The organism is Mesorhizobium sp. M0062 (assembly GCF_040323125.1).
Lineage (GTDB): Bacteria > Pseudomonadota > Alphaproteobacteria > Rhizobiales > Rhizobiaceae > Mesorhizobium.
Genome location: NZ_JAMYUO010000032.1, coordinates 33,581 through 47,361, shown reverse-complemented (window position 1 = coordinate 47,361; position 13,781 = coordinate 33,581). Strand labels below are relative to the sequence as shown.

13 protein-coding genes are annotated in these 13,781 nt (G+C 62.2%); 8 read left to right on the top strand and 5 right to left on the bottom strand.

What is annotated here, in order from left to right; all coding sequences use genetic code 11:
* Positions 1-2 precede the first annotated feature (2 nt).
* On the bottom strand, positions 3-1,064 hold the full coding sequence (ocd, locus tag NKJ64_RS27135) for an ornithine cyclodeaminase (protein WP_023827408.1): 1,062 nt from the start codon (positions 1,062-1,064) through the stop codon (positions 3-5).
* The gene (rocF, locus tag NKJ64_RS27130) at positions 1,061-1,996 is read right to left on the bottom strand and encodes an arginase (RefSeq protein ID WP_352463619.1); all 936 of its coding nucleotides are present in this window, start codon (positions 1,994-1,996) and stop codon (positions 1,061-1,063) included. The genes ocd and rocF overlap by 4 nt, the downstream gene beginning before the upstream one ends.
* Before the next feature lie 146 nt (positions 1,997-2,142).
* On the opposite strand from rocF, the gene NKJ64_RS27125 reads away from it, so the two are divergent.
* The 5 genes from NKJ64_RS27125 (at position 2,143) to NKJ64_RS27105 (ending at position 6,778) form a co-directional block, all read left to right on the top strand.
* Positions 2,143-2,583, top strand: a complete 441-nt coding sequence (locus NKJ64_RS27125) for an Lrp/AsnC family transcriptional regulator (RefSeq protein ID WP_023685065.1) — start codon at positions 2,143-2,145, stop codon at positions 2,581-2,583.
* 99 nt (positions 2,584-2,682) lie between these two features.
* On the top strand, positions 2,683-2,943 hold the full coding sequence (locus NKJ64_RS27120) for a hypothetical protein (RefSeq protein ID WP_352463618.1): 261 nt from the start codon (positions 2,683-2,685) through the stop codon (positions 2,941-2,943).
* Positions 2,944-3,172: 229 nt separating this feature from the next.
* Positions 3,173-4,387 (top strand): glycosyltransferase family protein, encoded by a 1,215-nt coding sequence (locus NKJ64_RS27115; protein ID WP_023754931.1) that lies wholly within the window; start codon positions 3,173-3,175, stop codon positions 4,385-4,387.
* Position 4,388: 1 nt separating this feature from the next.
* Positions 4,389-5,633 carry a glycosyltransferase gene (locus NKJ64_RS27110; RefSeq protein ID WP_023730304.1) on the top strand — a complete coding sequence of 415 codons (1,245 nt, stop codon included), beginning with the start codon at positions 4,389-4,391 and terminating at the stop codon, positions 5,631-5,633.
* On the top strand, positions 5,630-6,778 hold the full coding sequence (locus tag NKJ64_RS27105) for a glycosyltransferase family protein (RefSeq protein WP_023740144.1): 1,149 nt from the start codon (positions 5,630-5,632) through the stop codon (positions 6,776-6,778). Before NKJ64_RS27110 ends, NKJ64_RS27105 begins: the two co-directional genes overlap by 4 nt.
* Here the strand turns inward: NKJ64_RS27105 and NKJ64_RS27100 are convergent.
* Complete coding sequence (locus NKJ64_RS27100; RefSeq protein WP_352463622.1) at positions 6,756-7,427, bottom strand: class I SAM-dependent methyltransferase; 672 nt, start codon at positions 7,425-7,427, stop codon at positions 6,756-6,758. The two genes, NKJ64_RS27105 and NKJ64_RS27100, sit on opposite strands and share 23 nt — an antisense overlap.
* A gap of 266 nt (positions 7,428-7,693) precedes the next feature.
* Here NKJ64_RS27100 and NKJ64_RS27095 point away from each other — a divergent pair, with 266 nt between their 5' ends.
* From NKJ64_RS27095 to NKJ64_RS27085, 3 genes are all read left to right on the top strand, one after another.
* Complete coding sequence (locus tag NKJ64_RS27095) at positions 7,694-10,408, top strand: ABC transporter transmembrane domain-containing protein (RefSeq protein WP_023672145.1); 2,715 nt, start codon at positions 7,694-7,696, stop codon at positions 10,406-10,408.
* A 34-nt stretch (positions 10,409-10,442) separates the two neighbouring features.
* Positions 10,443-10,910: a cyclic nucleotide-binding domain-containing protein gene (locus NKJ64_RS27090; RefSeq protein ID WP_023672144.1), complete on the top strand. Its 468-nt coding sequence runs from the start codon at positions 10,443-10,445 to the stop codon at positions 10,908-10,910.
* 111 nt (positions 10,911-11,021) lie between these two features.
* Positions 11,022-11,873, top strand: a complete 852-nt coding sequence (locus NKJ64_RS27085; protein ID WP_352463617.1) for an MBL fold metallo-hydrolase — start codon at positions 11,022-11,024, stop codon at positions 11,871-11,873.
* 1 nt (position 11,874) lies between these two features.
* On the opposite strand, the gene NKJ64_RS27080 is transcribed toward NKJ64_RS27085, so the two are convergent.
* On the bottom strand, positions 11,875-12,633 hold the full coding sequence (locus NKJ64_RS27080; protein ID WP_352463616.1) for a polysaccharide deacetylase family protein: 759 nt from the start codon (positions 12,631-12,633) through the stop codon (positions 11,875-11,877).
* A complete protein-coding gene (locus tag NKJ64_RS27075) occupies positions 12,630-13,718 on the bottom strand; it encodes a glycosyltransferase family 4 protein (RefSeq protein ID WP_352463615.1) in 1,089 nt (362 codons plus the stop codon). The genes NKJ64_RS27080 and NKJ64_RS27075 overlap by 4 nt, the downstream gene beginning before the upstream one ends.
* Positions 13,719-13,781 lie beyond the last annotated feature (63 nt).

Here is a 13,781-nt window from a genome sequence, read left to right as displayed (position 1 = left end):
CCTCAGGCGGCTGCCGGCTGCAGCGCTGCCCTGAGCAGCATGCCGAAGAGGTCGCGCGGCTCGTCGGGATCGGCGAGCAGGTCGAGCTCCTCGTAGAGGCCGGTGGCCTGAAGCTGGTCTCTGATATAGCGCAGTGCGGAAAAATCCTCGGTGGCGAAGCCGACGGAATCGAACAAGGTGATCTGTTCCGCCGTCTTGCGGCCTTCCGCCTTGTCGGTCATCACCTGCCACAACTCGGTCACCGGATGGTCGGCGTGGAGCTGCTGGATTTCGCCCTCGATGCGCGTCTGCGGCGAGAACTCGACGAAGATGTCGGAGCGCAAAAGGATGTCGCGGTGCAGTTCCGTCTTGCCGGGGCAGTCGCCGCCGACCGCGTTGATGTGCACGCCGGAACCGACCATGTTGTCGGTCAGAATGGTGGCGGACAGCTTGTCGGCGGTCACCGTGGTGATGATGTCGACGCCTTCCACAGCATCCTGGCCGGTGGCGCAGATGGTGATGTCAAAGCCTTTGCCGGCGAGGTTGCGGGCGCATTTTTCCGAAGCCGAGCGGTCGATGTCGTAGAGCCGCAGCCGGTCGATGCCGAGCAGCGCTTTGAAGGCGACAGCCTGGAATTCGGACTGGGCGCCATTGCCGATGATGGCCATCGAGCGCGCGCCTTTCGGCGCCAGATATTTGGCCGCGACAGCGGAGGTCGCCGCGGTGCGCAGCGCCGTCAGGATCGTCATTTCGGTGAGCAGCATCGGATAGCCGGAGCCGACATCGGCGAGCACGCCGAAGGCGGTGACGGTCTGGCGCCCCTCGCGCATGTTCTTGGGATGGCCGTTGACATATTTGAAGCCGTATAGCCGGCCGTCGCTGGTCGGCATCAGTTCGATGACGCCGTCATGGCTGTGCGAGGCGATGCGCGGCGTCTTGTCGAACAGCTCCCAGCGGCGAAAATCCTCCTCGATATAGGCGGCGAGTTCGGTGAGGAACCGCTCGACGCCGATGGTCAGCACCAGCTTCATCATGCGGTCGACGCTGACGAAGGGGACGATGGCAAGGCGGGAAGGCTGGGTCATGCAATGCTTCCGGAATGGCTGCGGGTCGGGCGGTCCATGATGCGCCGGCCCATCAGGCTGGCGGCGAGGTCGACAATCAGCGTGGCGGTGCGGCCGCGCTCGTCGAGGAACGGGTTGAGCTCGACCAGATCAAGGCTGGAGACCAGGCCGCTGTCGGACAGCATCTCCATCACCAGATGCGCCTCGCGGAAGGTGGCGCCGCCGGGCACGGTGGTGCCGACGGCCGGCGCGATGGAGGGGTCGAGGAAGTCGACGTCGAGGCTGACATGCAGCAGGCCGTTTGCCTTTTCGACCATGGCCAGGAAGGCGCGCAGCAAAGGTGCGACGCCGTGCTCGTCAATGGTGCGCATGTCGTGCACGGTCACGCCCGCTTCGCTCAGCGCCCGGCGCTCCGCCGGATCGACGCTGCGCAGGCCCATGACGCAGATGTGGGCAGGATCGACGGCGACAGGCAGGTCGGGGAAATAACCATTGAAGCCCGGCCGGCCGCTGGCATAGGCGAGCGGCACGCCGTGCAGATTGCCGCTGACGGTGGTATCGAGCGTGTGGAAATCCGGATGCGCGTCGAGCCACAGCACGAAGAGCGGCCGGCCGCGTTCGGCGGCGCGGCGGGCAATGCCCGACACCGTGCCGGCCGATATCGCGTGATCGCCGCCAAGGAAGATCGGCATGGCGTTCCGCGAAGCCGCATATGCGGTCTCGGCTATCGCCGCGGTCCAGGCGGAAATCTCCGGTAGGGCCTTCAGCGCGAGATTGCCATGGACGATTGCGCGCACGGCGGCCGGTTGCACCGCGCCCCAGTCCTCAACCTCGTGGCCAAGTTCCGACAGCACCGAGACAAGCCCGGCCGTGCGCAGCGCGCTTGGCCCCATCTCGCATCCCATCCTGCCGGCGCCGACCTGCACCGGCGCGCCAACGATCCTGCAGCGCATGGTTCTTGTTGTCCTTGTAAATTGATTGGGCGGTTGATGCGTGGAATGAACCATCCCGGCCCGGCAGTATGAACAGGCGAAATTGGCATTTCGAGAAGAATGATTTATCAACCCGATAAGTCAGTTTGGTCAAAGTGGATAGAATCATGGACTTGCTCGACGAAAGGCTGGTCACGCTGCTCAGGCATGATGCCCGGCGCAGCATCTCCGATCTCGCGGTCGATCTCGGGGTGTCGCGCGCCACGGTCAGGGCGCGCATGGAGCGGCTGGAAAAAACGGGCGAGATCATCGGTTACACCGTGGTGCTGCGCGCCGACGCGGTCGACCAGCGGATACGCGGCGTGATGATGATCGAGATCGAGGGCCATGCCGCCGACCGCGTGGTCCGGGCGCTCGGCGGCCTCGCCGAGGTTTCGACCATTCACACCACCAATGGCCGCTGGGACCTGGTGGTCGAACTCGGAACGGCGTCGCTCACCGATTTCGACGCGGTGCTTAGGCGGATACGGCTCATCCCGGGGATAACCGGCAGCGAGACAAGTCTGCTGCTGGCAACGCCGAGGACGACAAGGGCAAGGTTGGCGTAGCCGTCCTTCCGGCCGGCGTGTTCACGCAAAGCTTTGGGCGGAACTGGCGAATGGGTCGCCTGGCTGACGAATCTCATTGGGGCCGCAGCTATCCTCCACATGACGGACGAAGCCGGCATGACGCCAGATTGCACCAGCTTCAACGGTGCAAGGACCGGACGCTTGCCACAGGCCAAGGCTGATGGCAGGATAAAAGGCCGCAACGTGCGGCCTCTGGCGGCCGTTGTGTTTCGATGGATTATGAAGCATTTTCCCAAGGTGCGGGTTCTCCTCACAATGTGCGGCAGCCTCGTTTCGCCTTGGTCGCCCTTGATTTTTCGCAATGTGCGCTTTGCCTGCCTCAGGCCGCAGGGCATTTAATTCCACGGGGTCAAGCCTCATGACAGAGATTTGTGCTCGGGCCGTCTATCGTCGGCGAAGACAAGGCATGGCGCCACAATCAGCGCCCCTGGCATTCGTGACCTGGTGAAGAATGCCGTTGCGTACCTCTCGCCCCCATGTTTCAAAACAGGTCGATAGACCCGTGAGAATGGTTTCGAAGCCTGCGGGGTTGCCCACGGTCCGGCGAGAATTCTAAAAGACGTTCACAATGACACAGCACGCAAAAGACGCACGAATTCTCATGTACAGCCACGACACGTTCGGGCTCGGCCATCTGCAGCGCTGCCGAACGATCGCGCATTCGCTGGTCGGGGATTTCCGCGGACTTCAGGTGCTAATCATTTCGGGCGCCACCATCGCCGGCGCCTTCGACTACCGCGCCCGCGTCGACTTCGTGAAGATCCCCAGCGTCATCAAGCTGCGAAACGGCGAATACACCTCGCTGGAAAAGGACATCGATCTGCACGAGACGCTAAGGATGCGGCAGTCGATTATCCGCCACACGGCCGAGAGCTTCCGGCCGGATATCTTCATCGTCGACAAGGAACCGCTGGGGCTGCGCGGAGAGATCGAGGATACGCTGTCCTACCTCAAGACGCGGGGCACCACGCTCGTGCTTGGCCTGCGCGAGGTGATGGACGCGCCGCATTTGCTCGAAGCGGAGTGGGCACGCAGGGATGTGATGCGCAAGATCGGCCTGTTCTACGACAAGGTCTGGGTCTATGGCCCGCCGGATTTCTACGATCCGCTGACCGGCCTGGAGGTGCCGCCGGCGGTCAGGGCAAAGATGAAGTTCGTCGGTTTCCTGCAACGGAGCCTGCAGCAGAACCAGTTGCCCGGCCACCGGCCCGAGGGCGACTATATCCTGGTTACCACCGGTGGCGGCGGTGACGGCGCCGACCTGATCCACAACGTCATCGAGGCCTATCAGCAGGATCCGCTATTGCAGCACCGGGCGCTGATCGTCCTTGGGCCCTACATGCCGGCGCGCAAGCGCAACAAGCTGGTCAGGAAAGGGGCCAAGATCCCCTACGTCAAGATCATCGAATTCGACAACCGCATGGAAGAGCTGATTGCCGGCGCCAAGGCGGTGGTGGCGATGGGCGGCTACAACACCTATTGCGAGATACTGTCTTTCGACAAGCCGGCGCTGATCGTGCCGCGCGTCACGCCGCGCGAGGAACAGCTGATCCGGGCACGGCGCGCAGCCGAACTCGGCCTCATCGAGATGCTTTTGCCTGAGGAAGCCGAGGATGCCCAGCGGTTTGCCGATGCGCTGCAGGTTTTGCCGGGCCGGCCCCGCCCATCGCAGAGCAATGCGCATCTGACGCTGGAAGGGCTGCCTCATATTTCCGAAATCGTCGCGGAACTGCTCGACCGGCGGGCCGGCCATCACCTTTCGGTCATTGAAGGCATGAACTGAGTTGCAACACCGCAAGATCGTCGTGGTTCTGAAGGGCTACCCGCGGCTGTCGGAAACCTTCATCGCGCAGGAGCTGCTCGGTCTGGAGCGTGCGGGGTTCGACCTGATACTTTTCGCGCTCAGGCGGCCGACCGACGCAAAACGTCATCCCGTGCATGACGAGATCAAGGCCCCCGTCCATTATCTGCCGGAATATCTGCACAGAGAGCCGCTGCGCGTGGTTCGATCGCTGTTTGCCTGTCTGCCGCGGCCTGGCTTCTGGCGCGCGCTCAAATCGCTCGCTGCCGATATCCGCCGCGACTTTACGCGCAATCGCGCGCGCCGCTTCGGGCAAGCGCTGGTGCTGGCGGCCGAATGGCCGCAAGATGCCGGATGGCTGCATGCCCATTTCGCGCACACGCCGGCATCGGTGACGCGCTATGCCAGCCAGCTTCGTGGCTTGCCCTGGAGCTGCTCAGCCCATGCCAAGGACATCTGGACGTCGGCGGACTGGGATCTGGCCGGCAAGCTTTCCTCGGCGCGCTGGACGGTCACGTGCACGAAAACCGGCTTCGACCATCTGAAAAAACTCGCCAACGGCAGTTCGTCCGTGCATCTGAGCTATCATGGGCTCGACCTTGACCGCTTCGGCAGTTTCGGCGAGGCGCGAAAACAGCGTGACGGCTCGGCGCCGGCCGAACCGGTCATGATCTTGAGTGTCGGACGCGCCGTTGAAAAGAAAGGCTATGATACGTTGCTGGAGGCTCTTGCCCTCTTGCCTGGCGATCTGGCGTGGTGTTTCGAGCATATCGGTGGCGGCGAGGAACTGAAACGGCTGAAGGCGCTGGCGCAAAGGCTCGGACTGGAGGGGCGCGTCTCCTGGAAAGGCGCGCTGGCGCAGGAGGAGGTGCTTGAGCACTACCGCAGCGCCGACATCTTCGCTTTGGCCTGCAGGATCACCGCGGACGGCGACCGGGACGGCCTGCCGAATGTTCTGGTGGAGGCGGCCAGCCAGCGGCTTGCCTGCGTGTCGACCGATATTTCCGGCGTGCCGGAGCTTTTATCGTCGGATGAAACCGGGCTGCTGATTCCCTCGGAAAACCCGACTGCCCTGGCACAGGCGCTGGAGCGCCTGATCCGCGATCCCGTCCTGCGCGCCCGCCTCGGCGACGCCGCGGAGCGGCGCGTGCGAAGCAATTTCGACCATGTGGCAGGCATTGGACAGCTCAAGGAACTGTTCGAGCGGGAGTGGCGGGTCGCCGAATGAAGCGGCTGCGCGCTTTCTTCTATGTTCAGCACCTGCTCGGCATCGGCCATCTCGCGCGCGCCAGCCGCATTGCGGCGGCTCTGGTCGATGACGGGTTCGACGTCACCGTCGTGACCGGCGGAGCGCCGATCGCGGGATTTCCGGGATCGGGTGTAAAATCCGTGACCCTGCCGCCTGTCACCTCCGGTGACGAAGGGTTTTCCGGACTTGTCGACCTGCAGGGCAAAGCCATCGACGATGATTTCAAGACGCGGCGCTCAGAGATGCTGCTGCAGGCTTTCCGGAATTACAGGCCCGACATCGTCATTATCGAGGCGTTTCCCTTTGGACGCCGGCAGATGCGTTTCGAACTCTTGCCACTGATCGAGGCCATCGAAGCGACATCGCCCAGACCGCTGCTGGCGGCGTCCGTCCGCGACATCCTTCAGGAGCGCGTGAAGCCGAGCCGAAACGAAGAAACGGTCGATCTCGTCAACAGGCATTTCGATCTTGTCATGGTCCATGGCGATCCGGCTTTCGCAACCATCGACAAGACATTTCCGCTGGCTGGGGCGATCAGGGCCGAGGTCGCCTACACCGGGCTCGTTGCCGCGCCGCCGGCGCAAGCGGCCTCAGAGCGCTTCGACGTTCTGGTGTCGGTTGGCGGCGGGGCGGCCGGAAAGAGCCTTGTCAGATCCACCGTCGCGGCGGCGCGAAATGCCGATAACGCCTGGACATGGTGTTTGATCACCGGCCCAAACCTGCCGAAGGACGAGTTTGACGCGATTTCACGCGATGCCTCCCCACGCCTGTCCATCTTCCGGTTCCGCGAGGATTTCGCCAGCCTGCTGACCGGCGCCCGCCTGTCGGTCTCGCAGGCGGGTTACAACACGGTCTGCGATGTCATGCGCGCGGGGTGTCGCTCGCTGCTCGTTCCATTTGCAGCCGGCGGGGAAACCGAGCAGACGCGTCGCGCTCTGATGCTCGAAGAGCTCGGTCTTGCAACGGTGCTGACGGAACAGGACCTGACGCCTGAAGGTCTGGCGCATGCGATCGAGCAGGCGCTTGCCGGACCGCCGCCAGCCGCGCATCGTCTCGATCTGGAAGGGGCGCGGCGCTCGGCGCAAATCCTGTGCGAGCGCTTCAAACAGCTCCGATCAGCATGAAGCGTGTATAATTTTTTGTCGGCAATTCGCCGGAGAACCTGATCTGCCGCAGCGCCGCCATGGCTTCGAAGGCTGCAAGTGACGCCACGCAGTTGATGTGCGTCGGCTCGCTGAAATAATCGTTCGACTGCAGCAGCACGTTCGTACCCCGCGGAAGCAGGGCAAGCCAGGCGCTGAGGTCGGCTATGTGTTCGCAGCTCGTATTGACCACCAAGTCGGGCCCGCCGGCGGCATAGTCGAGTGCGTACATATCTGCCGTCAGCGCTTGAAACCGGTCGCCGGCTTGCCGGTTGAGTGTCCGGGCGACCGCGCCGACTTCGGGATCAATGTCGATGCTGTCGATCGCCGCGATGTCGAAGCGGGCGTCGTTGAAAAGCATCGCCGGCAATACGCCGTACCATCCACCCAGAACCCATATGCGCTCGAACCGACCGCCGCAGCTTTCGAAAAGCCTGTCGAGCGCCCACATCTTGCAGGCGACCTGCTTGTGGTTGAAGGCGTTCGCGATATTGGCCTGCGGATGCTTGGCGATGACGCGCGCCAGCCCGGCCACGAGAGGGTGGTCGACATAGGCGGCAATTCCCCGCGTGAGGTCCAGGGCTTGCTCATGCCCATCCATGCCGGCATTGCGTGGTTGCGTGACATCCATCATATTCGTCTTCTATGTTGGGATTTCGGGCGACACAACGCAATCTTGCCTCATGCAAGGCTGTTCGACTTGCGGACGCGATTGTGCCGCAAGCCGTTTCGCCATTGCCCGGAGGAGGCCGATTGCATTTGTCCGGACCATCGGCATCCATCCGCCTGGCGCGCAGCTGCCGCTTCGAGATCGTCGTTGGCGGCGAAGACATGGCCGATACACCATTCGCCAGCAGGTGCCTTTACATTCTGCATCCTTCAAACTGACAATCGCATATGGAAACCAGCCTAGCCCGCTATATCTGGACGCACACCAGGAAGCAGCAGCTCTGGATATTGATGATCGTCGTGCTTTCGATGGTCCCGTATTTCATGTCGTTCGACCTGCCGAAGCTGATCGTCAACGGCCCGATCCAAGGCAAGGGGTTCGAGCAACCGGGCGCGACCCTGCCATTCATGCGGTTGCACTATAACCTGCCGTTCATCGGCGAGGTCCAGTTCTTCTCCGGTTTTCAACTGGACCGCACGTCGACCCTGCTTGCGCTCAGCCTTGTGTTCCTCTTGCTGGTCGTCATCAACGGCTTGTTCAAGCTCTACATCAACACTTACAAGGGCCGGCTCGGCGAACGCATGCTGCGGCGTATTCGTTTCGACCTGGTCGATCGTGTGCTGCGGTTTCCGCCGGTTTACTTCAAGCGGGTGAAATCCGCCGAAGTGGCGACCATGGTGAAGGACGAGGTGGAGCCGCTGGGCGGCTTCATCGGCGATGCCTTCCTGCAGCCGGTGCTGCTCGGCGGCCAGGCGCTGACGGCCATGCTGTTCATCATGGTCCAGAACGTCTGGCTCGGAATGATAGCGGTCGTGATCGTGGCGATCCAGATCGTGCTTATCCCGCGAATGCGGCGGCGGCTGCTCGTGCTGGGGCGCCAGCGGCAGTTGACGGCGCGCGCGCTGTCGGGCCGGGTTGGCGAAATCGTCGACGGCATCGGCGCGGTTCACGTCCACGATACGTCGAATTACGAGCGCGCCGACATAGCAGCCCGGCTCGGGCTCATCTTCAAAATCCGCTTCGATCTTTACCAATGGAAATTCATGGTAAAGTTCCTCAACAATTTTCTCGCGCAGCTCACGCCCTTTCTGTTCTACATGATCGGTGGCTATCTGGTCATCCAGGGGCGGCTGGATGTCGGCCAGCTCGTGGCCGTGATTGGCGCCTACAAGGACTTGCCCGGACCGATGAAGGAACTGATCGACTGGGATCAGGACCGGCAGGATGTCCAGGTCAAATATCAGCAGGTCGTCGAACAGTTCACCGTCGAGAATATCATCGCGCCGGAAATCGGAGCACTGACGATCGACGATCCCGATCCGATGACCAAGCCGCTGTCGGCGATCAGCCTGTCGATAGCCGACGATGGCGGCGCAATGCTCCTCAATCGCATCTCGCTCGAGGTCAAGCCGGGTGAGACGGTGGCGCTGGTCAGCACCGCAACAGGGGGAGCGGAGGCGCTTGCGGAAGCCTTTGCGCGGCTGACCTGGCCGGATAGTGGAAGGATCGTTTCGGGCTCCGATGACTTGCTCGATCTCCCCGAAGCCGTGACCGGCCGGCGCATGTCCTACGCTTCGTCGGATGTTTTCCTGTTCCAGGCAAGCCTGCGCGACAATTTGCTCTACGGGTTGAAGCATGCGCCGCTGACATCGGTGACATATGACGGCGCCGCGGCGGACCAGCACCGTTGGAATATCGACGAGGCGCGCCGGTCGGGCAATCCGGATCTCGATATCCGCAGCGACTGGATCAACTATGCCTCTGCCGGCGCCACCGGCCCGCACGACCTCTTTGAAGCCGTGCGCCGGGTGCTCGACGCGGTTCTTCTGTCGCGCGACATTCTGGATCTTGGCTTGCGCTCTTCGGCCGACCTCAAGCGCCACACGAAGCTTGCCGGGCGGATCGTCGAATTGCGTGCGGCGCTGCGAACCCGGTTGGAGGAAGAAGGCCTGAGCGCGCTGGTGGTTCCTTTTGAACCGGGCGCCTACAACAAGGAAGCGACGATCGGCCAGAACCTGCTCTTCGGCGCCGCGGCCGGCCCCGAACTGGCTCACAAGGCACTGGCGTCCAATCCCTATTTTGCTTCCGTCCTGAAGCAAGCCGGCCTCGACCGCACGCTCTACGAAATGGGCATGGAGATCGCCGAACAGGCGATCGAGCTGTTTGCCGACCTGCCGCCCGAACACCAGTTCTTCCAGCAGCTCGCCTTTATGAGCGCCGAGGAGATACCCGCCTACGAAACCTTGCTGCAACGGCTCAAGAATCGCCCCTACGATGCGGTTTCGGAGAACGACCGCGCCATGATGGTCACCTTAAGCTTTGCCTATATCGAGCCCCGGCATCGCTTCGGCCTGTTGACCGACGAGCTGATGAGCAAGATCATCGCTGCACGCAACCAGTTCTATGAAAACCTGCCGGCCGAGCTGGAGAAAGCTGTCGAACGGTTTGATCCTGCCAAATACATCGCCGCGGCCACCGTCATGGACAACGTCCTGTTCGGGCGTGTCGGCAACAACCATCCCGACGCGCCGGACCGTATTCGCTCCATCGTCTATGATATTCTTGACGAACTGGGACTTTATGCCGAGCTTCTGGATGTCGGCCTGGACTTCAACGTCGGCGCCGCCGGCAGGCGGCTGACCGGCGGACAGCGACAGAAGCTCGATGTTGCCCGCGCCTTGCTCAAGCGTCCCGATTTCCTCATTCTCAATCGGCCGCTGTCGGCGCTCGACCAGCGCGTGCAGGACAAAGTGTTGCGGAATGTGCTCGACGAAGCCAGACGCGACGGCCATTCGCCGGCAATTGTGTGGGTGGTGACGAATCCGGCAATGGCGGCGATGTTCGATCGGGTTGTGGTCTTTGACTCAGGCCAATTGGTGGAAGACGGAACACACGAGACACTCTTGGCGGGAAACGGTATCTTCAAGGAACTTGTGTCATAGTCTGGCAAACGCGAATTCAGGAAGGTTTGCGACAATGCTGCTCAAGGATGAAGTTGGAATGCTGCAACGCGTTCCCTTGTTCTCTGGCATCGAGCCGACAAAGCTCAAGCTGCTCGCGTTCACGTCCGATCGCGTGAACTACAGTGCCGGCCAGATTCTTTTCCGGCAGGGCGACGAGGCAGACGCCGCCTATGTCATCCTTTCGGGCAGCGCGGATATTCTGGTCGATTCCGACAATGGGCCGATCAAAGTTGCTGAATTGCTGCCAAATTCGATCGTTGGCGAGATTGCCATATTGTGCAACAGCTCCCGTACTGCCACCGTCAAAGCGGCAAGTGAGCTGGAGGCCTTGAGAATCCGCAAGGACCATTTCCTGAGGCTTATGAAGGAGTTTCCCGAAATGACCATCGAGATATTGCGGGTTCTTGCCGATAGGCTAAGCAGTACGACCGCGGACCTGATCGACGCACGAACGGCCGAGAGCGATTCACAGTTGCACTGAAGCGGCGAGCCGCTCTGTTTCTTTGTTTTGATGCAGTTTCCGGAACCGTGTCACACCTTTCCTGGAACGACTCTGGCAGCAGTTGGTTGGCTACGATGGGCGAAAGGGTGCATGGACGACGATTTCTTCCTTGTCAGGTTTTGGGGCGTGCGCGGCAGCATTGCGGTGTCGGGGCCAGAATTTGCTCGCTATGGCGGCAACACGATCTGCATCGAGATGCAATGCGGCAAGCATACGCTTCTGTTCGACGCGGGCTCCGGCCTGCGGCCTGCCGGCAGGACGCTTCGAGCGTCGGGCGTCACCGATTTCGACCTGTTTTTTACCCATTGCCATTACGATCACATCATCGGGCTGCCGGCTTTCAAGCCTATTTATGAACGAGGCATCAAAGTTACGCTTTGGTCCGGGCATCTCGCTGGACGCATGACGACGCGGCAGATGGTCGATGAATTCATTCGGCCGCCATGGTTTCCGGTGACACTCGGTGTCTGCAAGGCGAGCCTCGACTGCCGCGATTTCGCATCCGGAGACCTGCTTCGGCCACGCGAAGGAGTTGTTGTACGAACCGGTAGTCTTACCCATCCGGGCGGCTGCATCGGCTACCGGGTCGAATGGGGGGGCCGCGTCGTGGCGGTCATCACAGACACCGAGCACGAGCCGGGCAAACTCGACCAGGCGGTGCTCGGCCTGATCAGAGATGCCGACCTCGTCATTTACGACTGCACCTACACCGAGGAGGAAATGGAGCGCTACCGCGGCAACGGGCACTCGACATGGCAACAGGGCGTCAAGCTCTGCGAGGCGGCCGGCGCGCGCGGGCTTGCGCTGTTTCACCACGATCCGGCACGCACCGACGATGAGCTGGACGAGATGGAGAAACTGGCCAAGGACAGGTTTGCCGGCGCTTTTGCGGCGCGGGATGGCCAGACGCTCACATTTCCAGTCTTGCACAAAAAGCGCTGAGCTATTTTCCGGCGCTGCGTTCTGTCAGTGTGCTGATCGGAAGCCATGCGCAGGCTTCGGTCCGCGCGGTGATCGTGAACAGCCGTTCGAGGAAAAGCCATGCCGATTCATCATGGACGAGATGGTGGGTGAGCAGGCCGACCGGTTCGCCGCCGTCGAATGCACGCTGCAATTGCGCGACGATGGCCTGAACCAACAGACCATGATCGCGGCAGCCGCGCGTGCCATGCCAATCCATGATGTCGACATTGCTGTTGATGACCGCCAAGGAAGCCGGCCTTGGCGGCCCGAACACCGACAATGCCGCAAATCCTATCGATCCGAGGTCGGGTACCAGGCCGGCGTCGATCCGGTTCCAGGGCGGCACCAGCATCGGAACCGCACGTGCGCCGTGCAGGCCGGTTACACGCGACAGCCCGCCGGCTAGCTCATCCAGCACCACCTCGCGTGGCCGATGCGCGCCGAGCTCCTGCTTTTTTTGACCCTCGGGCGCATGATTTCGGTGCGCCCAGCCATGAATGGCGACCGTGGCATGCGGCGCGGCGTCAAGCCGGACGACAAGCGTCCCGTCGGTCTGGGCCGGAATGACGGCCAGAGTGACCGGAACCGCGAAGTCACCGGTGAGGTCGAGCAACCGATCGAGCGCCGGCGTCGGATCCACGGCGTCGTCGTCGCGCAGCCAGAACTCTGCCTTGCGGCCCCACCGTTGCCGATGCGCCAGCTCGTCCACCAGAGGCTGCCAAATCGGGTCGGACGTCATGACAACGGGATCATCTTGAGAAGTTCCGCCAGACGGGCCTTTGCAGCACCGAGAGAGCGTTCTTCGAGAACGAAACGTCTGGCCTCTGCAGCCATGATGGTTCTTTCATCATTATTGGCCAGAAGCCTTGCAATTGCGGAAGCGAACGCCGCCACATCGCCTGGCGGGGTGAGAAGCCCAGTCTGGCCATGCCGCACAACCTCCGGCACGCCGGCAACGTCCTGAGCCACCACCGGAAGGCCGGCGGCCTGTGCTTCAAGATAGGCAATGCCATAGGCCTCGCCGTAACCCGGCCAGACGTAGATTCCCCCGCTATAGAGGACATCCGGCACGGCGACCGGCTCAATCGCGCCAAGCCATTCGATACGGTCGGCGGGCAAGCCGGCGAATTGCGCCTTTACCTCGTCACGGGCAGGTCCGTCCCCGACGACCGACAGCGTCCAGGGGAGGTGGCCGATCAACCCGAGCGCCTGCGCCAGCATGCGATAGCTCAAGACCTTGTCGCCCGGGCGCATCATGGCGACGGTAACGAGGCGCGTTGGATAATCCAGTACCGGCATTTCGTGGAATGCCGATGTGTCGATGAAGGGTGAAAGCATACCGAGAGCGGCGTGGGGAACAGCATCCGCCAGCCCCTGGCGATCCCTTTGCGTGAAGCAGATGTTCAGCGCCGCCTGTTCGATGGCTCGCGCCACCAATGCTTGGCTATCGGCCCACGAACCGGCGTTGCGCCGTTCGGAATAGGAGGCTTCGGCCGTCACATAGGGGACGGCAAAGGCCAACGCCAGCTCGGGCCCGATCAGGTCGGGCGCCTTGTAGTAGGGATGATAGGAGAACCAGAGATCGGGCTTGCCGTCACGGTCCCAAAGCCTTGTCAGTCGCGCGGCTTCGTCCCGGGCCTCGATCATGAGCGCATCGAAACTTTTCGGTTCCGGCTGGCGTAGATAGAAGCGCAACTCCGATGCCAGTTCGACGCTATGCCCGCCATGCTGCAGCGCCCGGACCAGCATCCGTGCCATCTGGCGGTCGCCGGAGACAACGGGATGATTGGGCGACTTCAGCGGGGCGTAGAAGGCAATTCGCATCGCGCGATCCTATCATCGCAAAGCCTGCCCAAGTCAATTTCGAGGCGTGATCGACTTCACCTT